The organism is Rhodoferax sp. (genome assembly GCF_011391645.1).
Lineage (GTDB): Bacteria > Pseudomonadota > Gammaproteobacteria > Burkholderiales > Burkholderiaceae_C > Rhodoferax.
On record NZ_JAABQC010000082.1, the window covers coordinates 1 to 12,951 of the forward strand.

The following is a 12,951-nucleotide window of genomic DNA, read 5'->3' on the forward strand; positions in this document are numbered from 1 at the left end:
GACGTGCTCATGATGGCCTGGATGAACCGCGAGGCGCTGCAAAAAACCGCCGAGTTGGGCCGCGCGGTGTATTTCAGCCGTTCGCGTGGCAAACTGTGGTTCAAGGGCGAGGAATCCGGACATGTGCAAACCGTGCATGAGATCCGCGTGGATTGCGACAGCGACGTGATTTTGCTCAAGGTCACCCAAACTGGCCACACGCCGGGACTGGCTTGCCACACCGGGCGGCATAGCTGTTTTTTCAGTGTGTATGACAATGGCGCCTGGAAAGTCGTTGATCCGGTGCTGAAAGATCCCCAAACCATTTATAAAAGCTGATGTCCCCTGAAAAAAATTCCACTGATTCCCTGGCCGCTTTGGCGGCGGTGATCGAGTCGCGCCTGCCCATGCGCGGTGGCGACCCCGAAGCCAGCTATGTGGCCCGACTGTTGCACAAAGGGCCGGATGCCTTTCTGAAGAAAATCGGCGAGGAAGCCACCGAAGTGGTGATGGCAGCCAAGGATGCCGACCACGGGGGTGACAAAGGCAAGATCGTTTGTGAAGTGGCCGACCTGTGGTTTCACAGCATGATCGCGCTGGCCCATTACGGCCTGTGTCCGGCTGATGTGATTGCCGAACTGCAGCGCCGCGAAGGAACCAGCGGTCTGGAAGAAAAGGCCTTGCGCCAGGTCTTGGCGCGCGAGGCCAGGCCTCAAGGAGAAAGCTCATGAACCAGAATTTCACCACGCCAAACTCCCCCAATGGTGAGCCCGAGTGGCGTGAACTCGACGTGCAAACGCTCAATGGGCTCAACGCCTGGGGAACGGTCAGCTACGTCCTGCATTTGATTGTGGCGGTGGGCGCCTTGATTCCCGGTGGCCAGTTTGGTCCGATGCTGCTCATCATTGCTCTGGTGATCGACCTGGTCAAGCGCGGCGACGCCGAGGGCACCTGGCACGCCTCACATTTTCGCTGGCGCATCCGCACGGTCATCATCGCGGCGCTGCTGTATCTGGTCACGGCGCCGCTGTGGTTGCTGCTCTTTTTGCCAGGCTGGCTGGCGTGGCTGGCCATTTCTATCTGGTTCCTGTACCGCATTGTGTCCGGCATGGTGCGCCTGAACAAGGGTTTGCCAATGGAGATCCCCGCATGATTGAGCACGTGGTGCAGAGTGATCCGGATTGCCTGTTTTGCAAAATTGTGGCGGGCAAAATCCCGTCAAAACTGGTGTATCAGGACGATGAGTTGTACGCCTTTCACGACATTCACCCGTGGGCGCCGGTGCATTTCCTGATGATTCCCAAGCTGCATATTCCATCCATGGCGTTGCTCACCGATGAGCATGCGGCAATGATGGGCCGCATGATGGTGCTGATTCCCAAACTGGCCTTGCAGCAAGGCTGCAATCCCTACCCCGAGGGTGGTTTCAGAATGCTGACCAATACCGGTGCCGAAGGTGCGCAGGAGGTGCACCACTTGCACGTGCACGTGATGGGGGGCCCGCGCCCCTGGTTGCGGGGTTAAATTTTCTCTTTCTGGCGCGTCAATCAGGCGCGCCCCTTAAAATTCCCGGATTCACTAGGAGACCACGATGGGTACTTTTTCTATTTGGCATTGGTTGATTGTTCTGTTGATTGTCATCATGGTATTTGGTACCAAAAAACTCAAAAATCTTGGCGGCGACCTCGGTGGTGCTGTCAAGGGGTTCAAAGAGGGCATGAAAGACGGTGGATCTGCGTCTGAAGAGAAGGCCGACGAGGCCGCCAAGGTCACGAACGCCGCTAGCGCTGAAAAAACCACGATCGACGTGGACGCCAAGCAGAAGTCGTGATCAAGGCGTGGTGGGTGGCTTGTGGTTTAGCGCAAGGTTCACATGATTGATCTGGGCATTTCCAAGTTGGTCATGATCGGCGCCGTGGCCTTGATTGTCATCGGCCCTGAGAAATTGCCGCGTGTGGCGCGCACTGTGGGCACCCTGCTTGGCAAGGCGCAGCGCTATGTCAGCGATGTCAAGGCAGAAGTCAGCCGCTCCATGGAGCTCGATGAGCTCAAACGAATGAAGGACTCGGTGGTGAGCGCCGCCAAAGACGTCAGCCAGTCGATGCAAACCAGCGCGTCCGAATTTGAGAAAACTTGGGCAGATGCCACCAGCGTGGCTTCCGAGACTGGCTCTGATGGCCGAATCACAATTCCTGAACCCGCCCCGGAATATCGTCACCCCAAGAAAAATTGGCGCCTCAAACAGGGCGCAACCCCGAACTGGTTCAAGGCACGCGCCGGTGTGCGCACCAAAGCCCTGTCGGGCGCTGCCAGGGTTGCGCGGTTTCGACCCACCAGATTCAACTGATGACTGATTCCTCCAAAAAAGACGAGCTCGCGGGCTCCGAGCAACCGTTCGTGGCGCACCTGGTCGAGTTGCGCGACCGTCTGGTCAAGGCATTCATAGCCGTTGCTGTGGTCGCTGTGGCGCTGGGTATTTATCCGGGGCCTGGCGCGCTGTACGACCTGATGGCAGCCCCGCTGGTCGCGCACCTGCCCAAGGGTGCCACATTGATTGCCACATCGGTCATTTCGCCGTTCATGGTGCCGCTCAAGGTGCTGTTGATGGCAGCTTTCATGATTGCCTTGCCGGTGGTGCTCTACCAATTGTGGGCCTTTGTGGCCCCGGGCTTGTACTCGCACGAAAAGAAGCTGGTGTTACCGCTGGTGGTGTCAAGCACCCTGCTGTTTTTCATTGGCGTGGCGTTTTGTTACTTCTTTGTGTTTGGCCGCGTGTTTGCCTTCATCCAAAGTTTTGCCCCTGCCAGCATCACCGCCTCGCCTGACATCGAGGCGTATCTGGGCTTTGTGTTGTCGATGTTTCTTGCCTTTGGCTTGGCGTTTGAAGTGCCCGTGGTGGTGGTGGTGCTGGCGCGCATGGGTATTTTCAGCATTCAAAAGCTCAAGGAGTTTCGCGGCTATTTTGTCGTGCTGGCCTTCATCATTGCGGCCATCGTGACGCCACCCGATGTGGTGTCGCAATTGGCGCTGGCAATTCCGATGTGTTTGTTGTACGAGGTGGGCATCTGGGCGGCGCAAATTTTCATGCGGCATACTAAGGTGCCAGAAGACACCACCGAAACGACCGGAAGTTCAAGCCAAGAGCACTAATTACTGCGCTCTCTGACGCGATTTTGGTCGTACACCAGGCGTCACCTGCAAGGTCGTCTTGCCATCTGCGCGCTGCACCTCAAACGCGGCGGCCGTGCCGGGCTCCAGAGCTGCCACCTGGCTCAGCAACTCGGCCACGTTGCGAACTTCGCGATCTGCCACACCGGTCACGACATCGCCCGGCTTCATGCCAGCCAGAGCGGCCGGACCGTTTTGTAGCACGCCGGTAATGATCACCCCTTGCTTCGCAGTCACGCCAAAAGTTTGCGCCAGTTCCGGCGTCAACTCGTTGGGCTCCACGCCGATCCAGCCGCGCGTGACCTGACCGTCTTTCACAATGCCTTCCAGCACCAGTTTGGCTGTGGACACGGGAATGGCGAAACCAATGCCCATGCTGCCGCCCGAGCGCGAGTAAATGGCCGTGTTGATACCCAGCAGATTACCGTCGATGTCCACCAGCGCACCGCCGGAGTTGCCGGGGTTGATGGCGGCATCAGTCTGGATGAAGTTCTCAAAGGTGTTGATGCCCAACTGGTTGCGCCCCAAGGCACTGACAATGCCGCTGGTGACGGTCTGACCCACGCCAAACGGATTGCCGATGGCCAGCACCTGATCGCCCACTTGCAAGCTGTCTGAGTTGCCCAGAACCATCACTGGCAGCCGATCCAGTTCAATCTTGAGCACGGCCAGATCGGATTCGGGGTCAGTGCCGATCACTTTTGCCGTGGCGCGGCGACTGTCGTTGAGGACCACTTCAATTTCGTCAGCACTTTCCACCACATGGTTGTTGGTCAATAGATAGCCGTCGGCGCTCACAATGACGCCGCTGCCCAGGCCCACTTGAGGTGCATTGTTTTGCTCGCCAAAAAAGAATCTGAACCACGGATCTGCGTTGTGCGGGCCCGATCTTGCATTCTTGCTGGTGTTGATGCTAACCACGGCTGACGATGATTTTTGCGCTGCAAGTCGAAAGCTCCCGGGTGGAATGGCTGTTGCTGTACTGGCCGGTGCCTCTATCAGTGCGACGGTTGCCGACCTGACACCGCGGCCATCAAGCCAGGCTGGCTTGAGCGTGACCACCACAAAATAGGCGGCCAGCAGCACCGTGACAGACTGTGAAAACAACAACCAAAATCTTTTCATGGAAATACAAGCTCGTGGCCTGGCAAAAATGGAACAAGAAATAGGACAGTAAATTGTAGGTGTGATGACCCATTTCAAGCGCTGCAGCCTGGTGGATGTCCGTAGAGCGGGGAAACGGGTCGGCTTTGGCCCTGCCCGCTCTGTCCGCGTATCATCCATCAACCCAAGGAGTCGCCCCCGAAATGTGTGAACGAGCCGAACTTTTGCAGGCGTTTGACGCGTTGCTGCAACCCGAGCGTTTTCGTGACTACGGTCCTAACGGACTGCAGGTGGAAGGGCGCAGCCAAGTGGGCAAAATTGTCTCCGGCGTCACGGCCAGTAAGGCCCTGATCGAGGCCGCCATTGCAGCCCGGGCCGATGCCATTTTTGTTCACCACGGTCTTTTCTGGCGTGGCCAGGACGGCCGCGTCACCGGCTGGATGAAGCAGCGCCTGGCCTTGTTGCTGGCGCATGACATCAATCTGTTTGCCTACCATCTGCCGCTGGATGCGCATCCCGAGCTTGGCAATAACGCCCAGTTTGGGATGAAATTGGGCCTGGTTGCGCAGTCGCGCTTTGGCGAGCAAGACTTGGGCTGGCTGGGCCAGCGGGCCGATGGTCTGCCTTTTGCGTCGTCACTAGCCTTGGCCGAGCACATCAAACAGGCATTGAATCGGTCGGTTGTGCTGGTGGATTCTGCCATTCGGCCCCTTCAAAAAATTGCCTGGTGCACGGGCGGCGCGCAGAGCTATTTTGAAGCCGCCATGGCAGCCGGTGCCGATGCCTTCATCACCGGCGAGATATCAGAGCCGCAAGCCCATTACGCGCGGGAATGCGGTGTGGCTTATCTGGCTTGCGGCCACCATGCCAGCGAACGTTATGGTGCACCTGCCGTGGCTTCCCATGTGGCCGCCCAGTTGGGCCTGGTGCATGAGTTCATCAACATCGACAACCCGGCCTGACATGACAGAATTCGCACCTGCTCTTCCCATTGCCATCACTTTGGGCGACCCTGCCGGCATTGGCCCCGAAACCATTGTCAAGGCGTTCTTGGAGGCGCCGGAGCTTACCCGTGGCTGCTTTGTGGTGGGGGATGTGGCCACCCTGCGCCGGGCGGCGCGTGTGGTGGCCGGGGACGGTGTGGCTTTGCCGCTGGCTGAGTTGTCCGAGGTGCATGAAGCGCTTGATTGCCCACCCCGATGTGTGCCCGTTTGGCAGATCAGTTCGCCGGCTTTGGGTGGTGCGCCGCCAGTCCCATTTGGCCAGATCAGTGCCCGGGCGGGGCAACTTGCAGGCGATTGTGTGGTCTGGGCAGCCAATGCCGCGTTGCGCGGCGAGGTGGCGGCCATGGTCACCGCGCCGCTGAACAAGGCGGCGCTGTCTCTGGCCGGTGCGCCCTACGACGCGTATCCGGGTCACACCGAACTGCTGCAAGCCCTGGCGGCTGCGCATGGCAAGACCTCGGTGGCGCAATTGCCGGTGCGCATGATGCTGGCCAACGACGAACTGCGTGTGGTGCTGGTCAGCATTCATATGGCGTTGCGACAGGCGTTGACGGCGGTCACGTTTGAACAAGTGCTGCAGTCCCTGTTGATCACGCACCACTCTCTTCAGGCGGTACTGGGTCGCGCACCCCGGATCGGTGTGGCCGGTTTGAACCCGCATGCGGGTGAGGGGGGCCTGTTCGGCCGGGAAGAGCTGGACATCATTGGCCCCGCCGTGCTGGCGGCGCGTGCCCAAGGCGTCATGGCCAGCGACCCGATCGCACCCGACACGGTGTTCATGCGTGCCCGGGCTTCATCTGGCCGCCCCGGTGAATTTGATGTGGTGTTGGCCATGTACCACGATCAGGGGCTGATTCCTGTCAAATACCTCGGTGTGGACAAAGGTGTGAATGTGACACTGGGCTTGCCGCTGATCCGCACGAGCCCGGATCATGGCACCGCTTTCGATATTGCGGGTACCGGACAGGCCGATGCGGCAAGCCTGATTGAAGCCATTCGCATGGCGCGTCAGCTCATCCCTTCGACCTGAGTTTCGCTCCAAATGACCTTGAGGCAAACGGCTCCGGTAGAATCGCACACTGTTATCCATATCATCATTTCCATTGAGGATTCTCATGAGTGAAACGCTCGCCGCAAGCGGCCCCGTCGACCCAAGTAAAAGAACCTGGCTAATTGCATCTGGTTGTGCCGGTGCAGTGGGCGGTATTGCCGCTGCCGTCCCTTTTGTCAGCTCGTTTCAACCCTCGGAGCGGGCCAGAGCCGCCGGTGCTGCGGTCGAGGCCGATATTTCCGCTATCAAGCCTGGCGAGAAGATGACGGTGGAGTGGCGCGGCAAGCCGGTCTGGATCGTGCGACGCACGCCAGAGCAGTTGGCTGCCTTGGTCAAGCTCAATGACCAATTGGCTGATCCCATGTCGCAGCGCAAGCCAACAGAGCAAGCGCCTGAATATGCCCGCAAGGACGAAAACCGTTCCATCAAGCCAGAATATCTGGTGGTTGTTGGGATCTGCACGCATCTGGGTTGCTCGCCGTCAGAGAAGTTCACGGCCGGCCCGCAACCTTCCTTGCCCGACGACTGGCAGGGTGGATTTTTCTGCCCTTGCCACGGATCCACATTTGACTTGGCGGGTCGTGTTTTCAAAAACAAGCCGGCGCCAGACAACCTCGAGGTGCCGCCGCACATGTATCTTTCAGACACCAAGCTGCTCATTGGTGAAGACAAAAAAGCCTAAGGACTATTGAACATGGCTACTTTTCACGAAATCTCCCCTAACGCTTCGGCTGGCGCCAAAACCCTGAACTGGATTGACAACCGCTTTCCGCTCTCCAAGCTCTTCAAAGAGCACATGAGTGAGTATTACGCGCCGAAAAACTTCAATCTTTGGTACATCTTTGGCTCGCTGTCGCTGCTGGTGCTGGTGATCCAGATCGTCACGGGCATTTTTCTGGTGATGCATTACAAGCCGGATGCCGCCCTGGCCTTTGCCTCGGTCGAGTACATCATGCGTGATGTGCCCTGGGGCTGGCTGATTCGTTACATGCACTCAACAGGCGCTTCGGCATTTTTTGTGGTGGTTTATTTGCACATGTTCCGTGGCCTGATGTACGGCAGCTACCGCAAACCGCGCGAACTCATCTGGTTGTTTGGTTGCGGCATCTTTTTGGCCTTGATGGCTGAGGCCTTCATGGGCTACCTGTTGCCGTGGGGCCAAATGAGCTATTGGGGCGCTCAGGTGATCGTGAACCTGTTTGCAGCCGTCCCGCTGATTGGCCCCGACCTGGCGCTGCTGATTCGTGGTGATTTTGTGGTGGGTGATGCCACCTTGAACCGTTTCTTCAGCTTCCACGTCATCGCCGTGCCGCTGGTGCTGCTGGGCCTGGTGGTGGCGCACATCATTGCCTTGCATGAAGTGGGGTCGAACAATCCGGACGGCATTGAGATCAAGGCAACCAAAGATGCCAACGGCGTCCCGCTGGATGGCATTCCATTTCATCCGTATTATTCGGTGCATGACGTTTTTGCCGTCAGTGTCTTTTTACTTGTTTTCTCAGCCATTGTGTTTTTTGCCCCTGAAATGGGCGGCTACTTCCTTGAGTACAACAACTTCATTCCAGCCGATCCGTTCCAGACGCCGCTGCACATTGCACCGGTCTGGTATTTCACGCCCTTTTATACCCTGTTGCGGGCCGTCACTGCCGAGATGATGTACGTGTTGATGGCCTGTGTGGCGGTGGGTGCGGCACTGGCTGTGTTCAAAATCAAAATGCCAATGATCTTCAAGGGCTTGGTCGTAGGCGGTGCTGCCGTCGTGATTGCCATGATGTTGGCCATCGACGCGAAATTCTGGGGTGTGGTGGCCATGGGCGGTGGTGTGGTGATTTTGTTCTTCCTGCCCTGGCTCGACAACAGCGAAGTGAAGTCCATTCGCTATCGCCCGACCTGGCACAAGTACCTCTACGCCGCTTTTGTAATTAACTTCTTTGTGATTGGTTACCTGGGAACCCAACCCGTGTCAGACATTGCCAATCGCATTTCCCAGTTTGGCACCTTGTTCTACTTTGGCTTCTTTATCCTGATGCCCTGGTGGAGTCGCCTCGGTACTTTCAAGCCAGTGCCAAGCCGTGTCACCTTCACGGCGCATTGAGCAGGAGAACAAAAAATGAAAATCATGGGTTTCACTCAAAAAATTATTCTCGGTGTGGCAATGGCCTGCGGCCTGAGCTTTGGCGCGCATGCCGCCGCTGTCGGCGCGGCCTGGGACAAGGCTCCGGACAAGATCACCGATATGGCTGCCCTGCAAAGCGGCGCCAAAGTTTTCGTTAATTACTGTTTGAACTGCCACTCGGCTGCTTTCATGCGTTACACCCGCCTGACCGACATCGGGTTGACGCAGGAGCAGATCAAGGACAACCTGCTGGTCACCAACAGCAAAATTGGCGACACCATGAAGGCAGCCATTGACCCGCAACAGGCTAAAGCCTGGTTTGGCGTCAACCCCCCAGACCTTACCGTCATCGCCCGTTCACGGGCCGGGGCGGGTGGCACAGGTGCCGACTACCTCTACTCGTACATGCGCGGCTTTTACAAGGACGACACCAAGCCCACCGGCTGGAACAACCATGTTTTCCCGAACGTGGCCATGCCGCATGTGCTGTGGGAAATGCAGGCCAGCATGACCCCAGTCCAATACGATCAAACGATGGGTGATCTGGTGAATTACCTGCAGTGGATGGCTGAGCCAGCCCAGACCATGCGCAAGACCATCGGCATGTGGGTATTGTTGTTCCTTGCCGGACTGACAGTTCTCACCTGGCAACTTAACAAGGCTTACTGGAAAGATATCAAGTAATCTATTTATCGCGGGTTGGTGCACAGCCTTCGGGCTGCGTACTTCACTCCTTCAGAGTGGGCAGCGTTACAGCCGCCCGCTCTTTTACTTTTTTAGGAGTCTCCATCATGATGGTGCTTTATTCGGGCACAACCTGCCCTTTTTCACATCGCTGCCGTTTTGTCCTGTTTGAAAAGGGCATGGACTTTGAGATCCGCGATGTTGACTTGTACAACAAGCCCGAAGATATCAATGTCATGAACCCCTACGGTCAGGTGCCCATTCTGGTCGAGCGTGACTTGATTCTGTACGAATCCAACATCATCAATGAGTACATTGATGAGCGCTTTCCGCACCCGCAACTCATGCCCGGAGACCCGGTCGACCGGGCGCGCGTCAGGCTTTTCCTGCTGAACTTTGAGAAAGAGTTGTTCACTCATGTGGTCACGCTCGAATCCCGCCATGCCAAAACCAATGAAAAGGCACTTGAAAAAGCCCGGGCTCACATACGAGATCGCCTGACCCAGTTGGCTCCGGTTTTTCTGAAGAATAAATTCATGCTGGGCGAGGGTTTCTCGATGCTCGACGTGGCCATTGCGCCGCTGCTGTGGCGCCTTGACTACTACGGCATCGAACTCAGCAAAAACGCCGCGCCGTTGCTCAAATATGCCGAGCGCATCTTTTCACGCCCGGCTTACATTGAAGCGCTCACACCGTCAGAGAAAGTCATGCGCAAGTAAACGGCGCCGCAAACACCATGAAGCCCGTGATTAAATTGACGTCGTCACAGCCCTACCTGATTCGTGCCTGGCATGAATGGTGCACCGACAATGGTTTGACGCCCTATGTGACAGTGGCGGTTGACGCTGCCGTCCAGGTGCCGCGCGAATACGTCAAAGACGGCGAAATTGTGCTCAACATCAGTTACGACTCCACCACCGGCATGCAACTTGGCAACGACTATCTGGCTTTCAAGGCCAGGTTCGCCGGCGTGGTCCGCGATGTGATGGTTCCGGTGGACCGGGTGCTGGCCATTTTTGCGCGCGAAAACGGTCAGGGCATGGCGTTTCCAAAAGCCAGTCTGCAGCCGCAGGGTGCTGAGCACGCCAGCTCCTTGCAAGAAGACGACGCGCAGGCTCAGGACGAATCCGGTGCTGAGCCGTCGCCATCACACCTGGCCAGCGTGCCGGTGGCAGCTTCTGCCGCCAAGAAAAAACCAGCGAAAAAAGCACCTGCTTCAATCAAAACAGCGGCACGGCCCACACTGACACGCATCAAATAAGCAGGCATCCAGCCTGAAGCAGTGGCGAATCTGCCATGTAAAATGCAGTCACCGCCGATTTAGCTCAGTTGGTAGAGCAACCGCCTTGTAAGCGGTAGGTCATCAGTTCGAATCCGATAATCGGCACCATTAGATAGTCCAAAGGCCTCCAAGTAGCGATACTCGGAGGCCTTTTTCATGTGCGCCCAGCATACCTATCCGGTTGACACCGGTTGAGAACTCACGCCATGGGGAAATCGTCGGCAACGGAGCTTTGGCCACCCAATCTTGAGCTTTCAGTACCTTCTTCCGGCGAGTTGGCTCAATCGGGGGGGTGGAACGAGTCGTTGGCTGGGTAAAAAAATAAATTTCGAAGCAACCTTTCTCAACCGGATAGGTCGGGACTTTTCATGGCCGCGCCTTTGCCGCGGTCGCTTTTCCACTTGATGTCAATTTTGGCGCGTGGAATAGGAAGCAAACCGGCTTCTACAAACGGGCGGATATTCATGCGCACGCCATCGTTCAGGTCGGGCTCCCAGCCTATGGGTTGCTGGGTGATCCAGTCGCCCAGTTGGGTGTGGATCAGAGTTTGCAGTTTGGCGCGAGTGGCGATGGGGCTTTGACCTGTGACTGGCTGTCAAAGCCGTTTTGCCGCCACGCCTCAAATACTGTCACAGCCACCGCATTGGACAAGTTCAGGCTGCGCTGGCCGGGCATCATCGGCAGTTTGAGGGTTTGTGGGGGAGCAAATGACTGGCGCACGGCGTCACTCAGGCCCTTGGTCTCGGATCCAAAAACCAGGTAATCGCCAGGCTTGAAGCTTGTCTTGAACACATTCTGGCTGGCGCGGGTGGTCAGCGCAAACAGGCGTTCAGGCGAGGGCTGCTCGTCGTCCAGAAACGTTTGCCAGTTGGCATGGCGCTTGACGGTGGCGTATTCATGGTAGTCCAGCCCGGCACGGCGCATGTGCTTGTCGTCCATGGAGAAACCCAGAGGCTCGACCAGGTGCAAGGTGCACCCGGTGTTGGCGGCCAGGCGGATGACGTTGCCGGTATTTGGCGGGATTTCGGGCTCGACCAGAACAATGTGGAACATGGCAGCATTGTCGTGCAGGCCGGGTGTTATTCGGTGCGTGCAATCACCAGACCTGTGATGTGGGCGGCCCCCGCCGCCTTGAGCACGCGTGCAGCGGCGTAAAGCGACGCGCCCGTGGTCATCACGTCATCAACCAGCAACACGCGCGCACCTCGCAAATGTGAAGCTTTCAGTGGATCCACGGCAAAAGAATCAGCCAGGCCGGTCAGCCGTTGCGCGCGCTTGAGGGTGTGTTGGGCGGGCGTGTCGACCATGCGCAGCAGCAGATCGGCGCGGGTTTTTCGGGCGTGGAGTTGCTGCGCCAACAGCAGCGCCTGGTTGTAGCCCCGCACCCGCAAGCGCTGCTGCGACAGCGGCATGGGCAACAGCAAATCGGCGGCTTCAATTGAGGGCTCAACCCAGGGCGTGGCTTTGAGCAGGTTGGCAAAGAACTTGACCAGGGCGGGCTGGTCATGAAACTTGAAGTCGGCCATCAGATGCGCCCACGGAAATGCGTAGCACACAGCCGCCAGGCACAGGTCAAGCGGCGGCGGAGTCTTCAGGCAGGCACCGCATTGGGGCTGGTTGGCTGGCAAGGGCAGGGCGCAGGTGCTGCAGCGGTGCTGCGGCTGGGCAAACTCCGCCACGCAGGAATTGCAAACGGGTTGCGCCGGCCAGCTATGGCAGACCCGGCACTGGCTCGCGGGCGGGCGCAACATCCTTGAAAACAAACCTGTGAACATACAGTCAATATACTCGCGTCTCTTTTCCAATTGCGACATGGCCAATCAATCTCCTCCAACTGTTGACCCCGCGGCTGCCCGGCGCTGGCTGCACCGGCCTGCGGCTGTGTCCGCCTGGTTGCATGAGGAGGTGGCGCAGCGCATGCAGGAACGGCTTGACTGGATCAAGTTTCAGCCCAAAAGTTGGGTGCATTGGGCGCCGCTCAGCGGGGGGCTGGACGCCCATGCGCTGCTGCGTCAGCGCTATCCCCAGGCGGCCTGCACCCTGGTCGAAGCCAACCCGCAACGGGCGGGGCATCTTGCGCAGACTTTGACCCCGCCCTGGTGGCAGGCGCAGCGTTGGTTGCAGCCCAGGCCCCAGGTGGTCACGCAGGTGACGCAGCCCGCCCAGATGCTGTGGGCCAACATGAGCCTTCACATGTCCGACCAGCCTCAGGCCTTGCTGCAGCAGTGGCATCAGGCTCTGGCGGTGGATGGTTTTTTGATGTTTTCATGTTTGGGGCCAGATACCCTGAAAGAATTGCGCGAGCTTTATCAGACCCTGAATTGGCCTGCACCCAGCCATGAATTTACCGACATGCATGATTGGGGTGACATGCTGGTGGCGTCCGGCTTTGCCGAGCCGGTGATGGACATGGAGCGCATCACCCTCACGTTTGAGTCGCCCCAGCGCATGTTGCAGGAATTGCGGGGTCTCGGGCGCAATCTTCATGTGGCGCGCTTTGGCGCTTTGCGCGGTCGCCGTTGGCACGGCCAGTTGCTGCGCGCCATTGGAAACAGTGCCATGC

Annotated in this window: 18 protein-coding genes and 1 tRNA gene; 16 read left to right on the forward strand and 3 right to left on the reverse strand. The window is 58.0% G+C overall.

Annotated features, from left to right (window positions below):
- The 7 genes from hisI to tatC form a co-directional block, all read left to right on the forward strand.
- Positions 1 to 318: phosphoribosyl-AMP cyclohydrolase (gene hisI / locus GPS82_RS10505; protein WP_296494317.1), on the forward strand; the 318-nt coding region annotated here is incomplete at its 5' end.
- Positions 318 to 710 (forward strand): phosphoribosyl-ATP diphosphatase, encoded by a 393-nt coding sequence (locus GPS82_RS10510; protein ID WP_296494320.1) that lies wholly within the window; start codon positions 318 to 320, stop codon positions 708 to 710. The genes hisI and GPS82_RS10510, both read left to right, overlap by 1 nt.
- Positions 707 to 1,132 carry a hypothetical protein gene (locus tag GPS82_RS10515; protein ID WP_296494322.1) on the forward strand — a complete coding sequence of 142 codons (426 nt, stop codon included), beginning with the start codon at positions 707 to 709 and terminating at the stop codon, positions 1,130 to 1,132. The genes GPS82_RS10510 and GPS82_RS10515 overlap by 4 nt, the downstream gene beginning before the upstream one ends.
- Positions 1,129 to 1,503 carry a histidine triad nucleotide-binding protein gene (locus GPS82_RS10520; RefSeq protein WP_296494325.1) on the forward strand — a complete coding sequence of 125 codons (375 nt, stop codon included), beginning with the start codon at positions 1,129 to 1,131 and terminating at the stop codon, positions 1,501 to 1,503. Before GPS82_RS10515 ends, GPS82_RS10520 begins: the two co-directional genes overlap by 4 nt.
- A gap of 67 nt (positions 1,504 to 1,570) precedes the next feature.
- Positions 1,571 to 1,810 carry a Sec-independent protein translocase subunit TatA gene (tatA, locus tag GPS82_RS10525; RefSeq protein ID WP_296494328.1) on the forward strand — a complete coding sequence of 80 codons (240 nt, stop codon included), beginning with the start codon at positions 1,571 to 1,573 and terminating at the stop codon, positions 1,808 to 1,810.
- Between the two features lie 42 nt (positions 1,811 to 1,852).
- A complete protein-coding gene (tatB, locus tag GPS82_RS10530) occupies positions 1,853 to 2,326 on the forward strand; it encodes a Sec-independent protein translocase protein TatB (RefSeq protein WP_296494330.1) in 474 nt (157 codons plus the stop codon).
- On the forward strand, positions 2,326 to 3,129 hold the full coding sequence (tatC, locus tag GPS82_RS10535; RefSeq protein WP_296494333.1) for a twin-arginine translocase subunit TatC: 804 nt from the start codon (positions 2,326 to 2,328) through the stop codon (positions 3,127 to 3,129). The genes tatB and tatC overlap by 1 nt, the downstream gene beginning before the upstream one ends.
- Here the strand turns inward: tatC and GPS82_RS10540 are convergent, their stop codons facing one another.
- Positions 3,130 to 4,272 carry a trypsin-like peptidase domain-containing protein gene (locus GPS82_RS10540; protein ID WP_296494337.1) on the reverse strand — a complete coding sequence of 381 codons (1,143 nt, stop codon included), beginning with the start codon at positions 4,270 to 4,272 and terminating at the stop codon, positions 3,130 to 3,132. It lies immediately after the preceding gene.
- A 182-nt stretch (positions 4,273 to 4,454) separates the two neighbouring features.
- Here GPS82_RS10540 and GPS82_RS10545 point away from each other — a divergent pair, with 182 nt between their 5' ends.
- The 8 genes from GPS82_RS10545 to GPS82_RS10580 all read left to right on the forward strand — a co-directional run bounded on the left by GPS82_RS10545 (position 4,455) and on the right by GPS82_RS10580 (position 10,496).
- Entirely contained in the window at positions 4,455 to 5,213 is a 759-nt protein-coding gene (locus GPS82_RS10545; RefSeq protein ID WP_296494340.1) for a Nif3-like dinuclear metal center hexameric protein, read from the forward strand.
- Position 5,214: 1 nt separating this feature from the next.
- Positions 5,215 to 6,285, forward strand: a complete 1,071-nt coding sequence (gene pdxA, locus GPS82_RS10550; protein WP_296494341.1) for a 4-hydroxythreonine-4-phosphate dehydrogenase PdxA — start codon at positions 5,215 to 5,217, stop codon at positions 6,283 to 6,285.
- An 85-nt stretch (positions 6,286 to 6,370) separates the two neighbouring features.
- Complete coding sequence (petA, locus tag GPS82_RS10555; RefSeq protein ID WP_296494344.1) at positions 6,371 to 6,988, forward strand: ubiquinol-cytochrome c reductase iron-sulfur subunit; 618 nt, start codon at positions 6,371 to 6,373, stop codon at positions 6,986 to 6,988.
- A 12-nt stretch (positions 6,989 to 7,000) separates the two neighbouring features.
- Positions 7,001 to 8,401 (forward strand): cytochrome bc complex cytochrome b subunit, encoded by a 1,401-nt coding sequence (locus tag GPS82_RS10560; protein ID WP_296494345.1) that lies wholly within the window; start codon positions 7,001 to 7,003, stop codon positions 8,399 to 8,401.
- 15 nt (positions 8,402 to 8,416) lie between these two features.
- The gene (locus tag GPS82_RS10565) at positions 8,417 to 9,106 is read left to right on the forward strand and encodes a cytochrome c1 (RefSeq protein WP_296494347.1); all 690 of its coding nucleotides are present in this window, start codon (positions 8,417 to 8,419) and stop codon (positions 9,104 to 9,106) included.
- A 107-nt stretch (positions 9,107 to 9,213) separates the two neighbouring features.
- Positions 9,214 to 9,825, forward strand: a complete 612-nt coding sequence (locus GPS82_RS10570; RefSeq protein WP_296494349.1) for a glutathione S-transferase N-terminal domain-containing protein — start codon at positions 9,214 to 9,216, stop codon at positions 9,823 to 9,825.
- A gap of 17 nt (positions 9,826 to 9,842) precedes the next feature.
- Positions 9,843 to 10,367 (forward strand): ClpXP protease specificity-enhancing factor, encoded by a 525-nt coding sequence (locus GPS82_RS10575; protein WP_296494350.1) that lies wholly within the window; start codon positions 9,843 to 9,845, stop codon positions 10,365 to 10,367.
- Between the two features lie 53 nt (positions 10,368 to 10,420).
- Positions 10,421 to 10,496: transfer RNA gene (locus GPS82_RS10580), tRNA-Thr, on the forward strand.
- A gap of 432 nt (positions 10,497 to 10,928) precedes the next feature.
- Here the strand turns inward: GPS82_RS10580 and GPS82_RS10585 are convergent.
- Together GPS82_RS10585 and GPS82_RS10590 are read right to left on the reverse strand one after the other, a co-directional pair.
- On the reverse strand, positions 10,929 to 11,441 hold the full coding sequence (locus GPS82_RS10585; RefSeq protein ID WP_296494354.1) for a tRNA (cytidine(34)-2'-O)-methyltransferase: 513 nt from the start codon (positions 11,439 to 11,441) through the stop codon (positions 10,929 to 10,931).
- Positions 11,442 to 11,467: 26 nt separating this feature from the next.
- Positions 11,468 to 12,067, reverse strand: coding sequence for a ComF family protein (locus tag GPS82_RS10590; RefSeq protein WP_296494357.1), 600 nt, complete (start codon positions 12,065 to 12,067; stop codon positions 11,468 to 11,470).
- 133 nt (positions 12,068 to 12,200) lie between these two features.
- Between GPS82_RS10590 and GPS82_RS10595 the strand changes: the two genes are divergently transcribed.
- Positions 12,201 to 12,951: biotin synthase (locus GPS82_RS10595; RefSeq protein ID WP_296494359.1), on the forward strand; the 751-nt coding region annotated here is incomplete at its 3' end.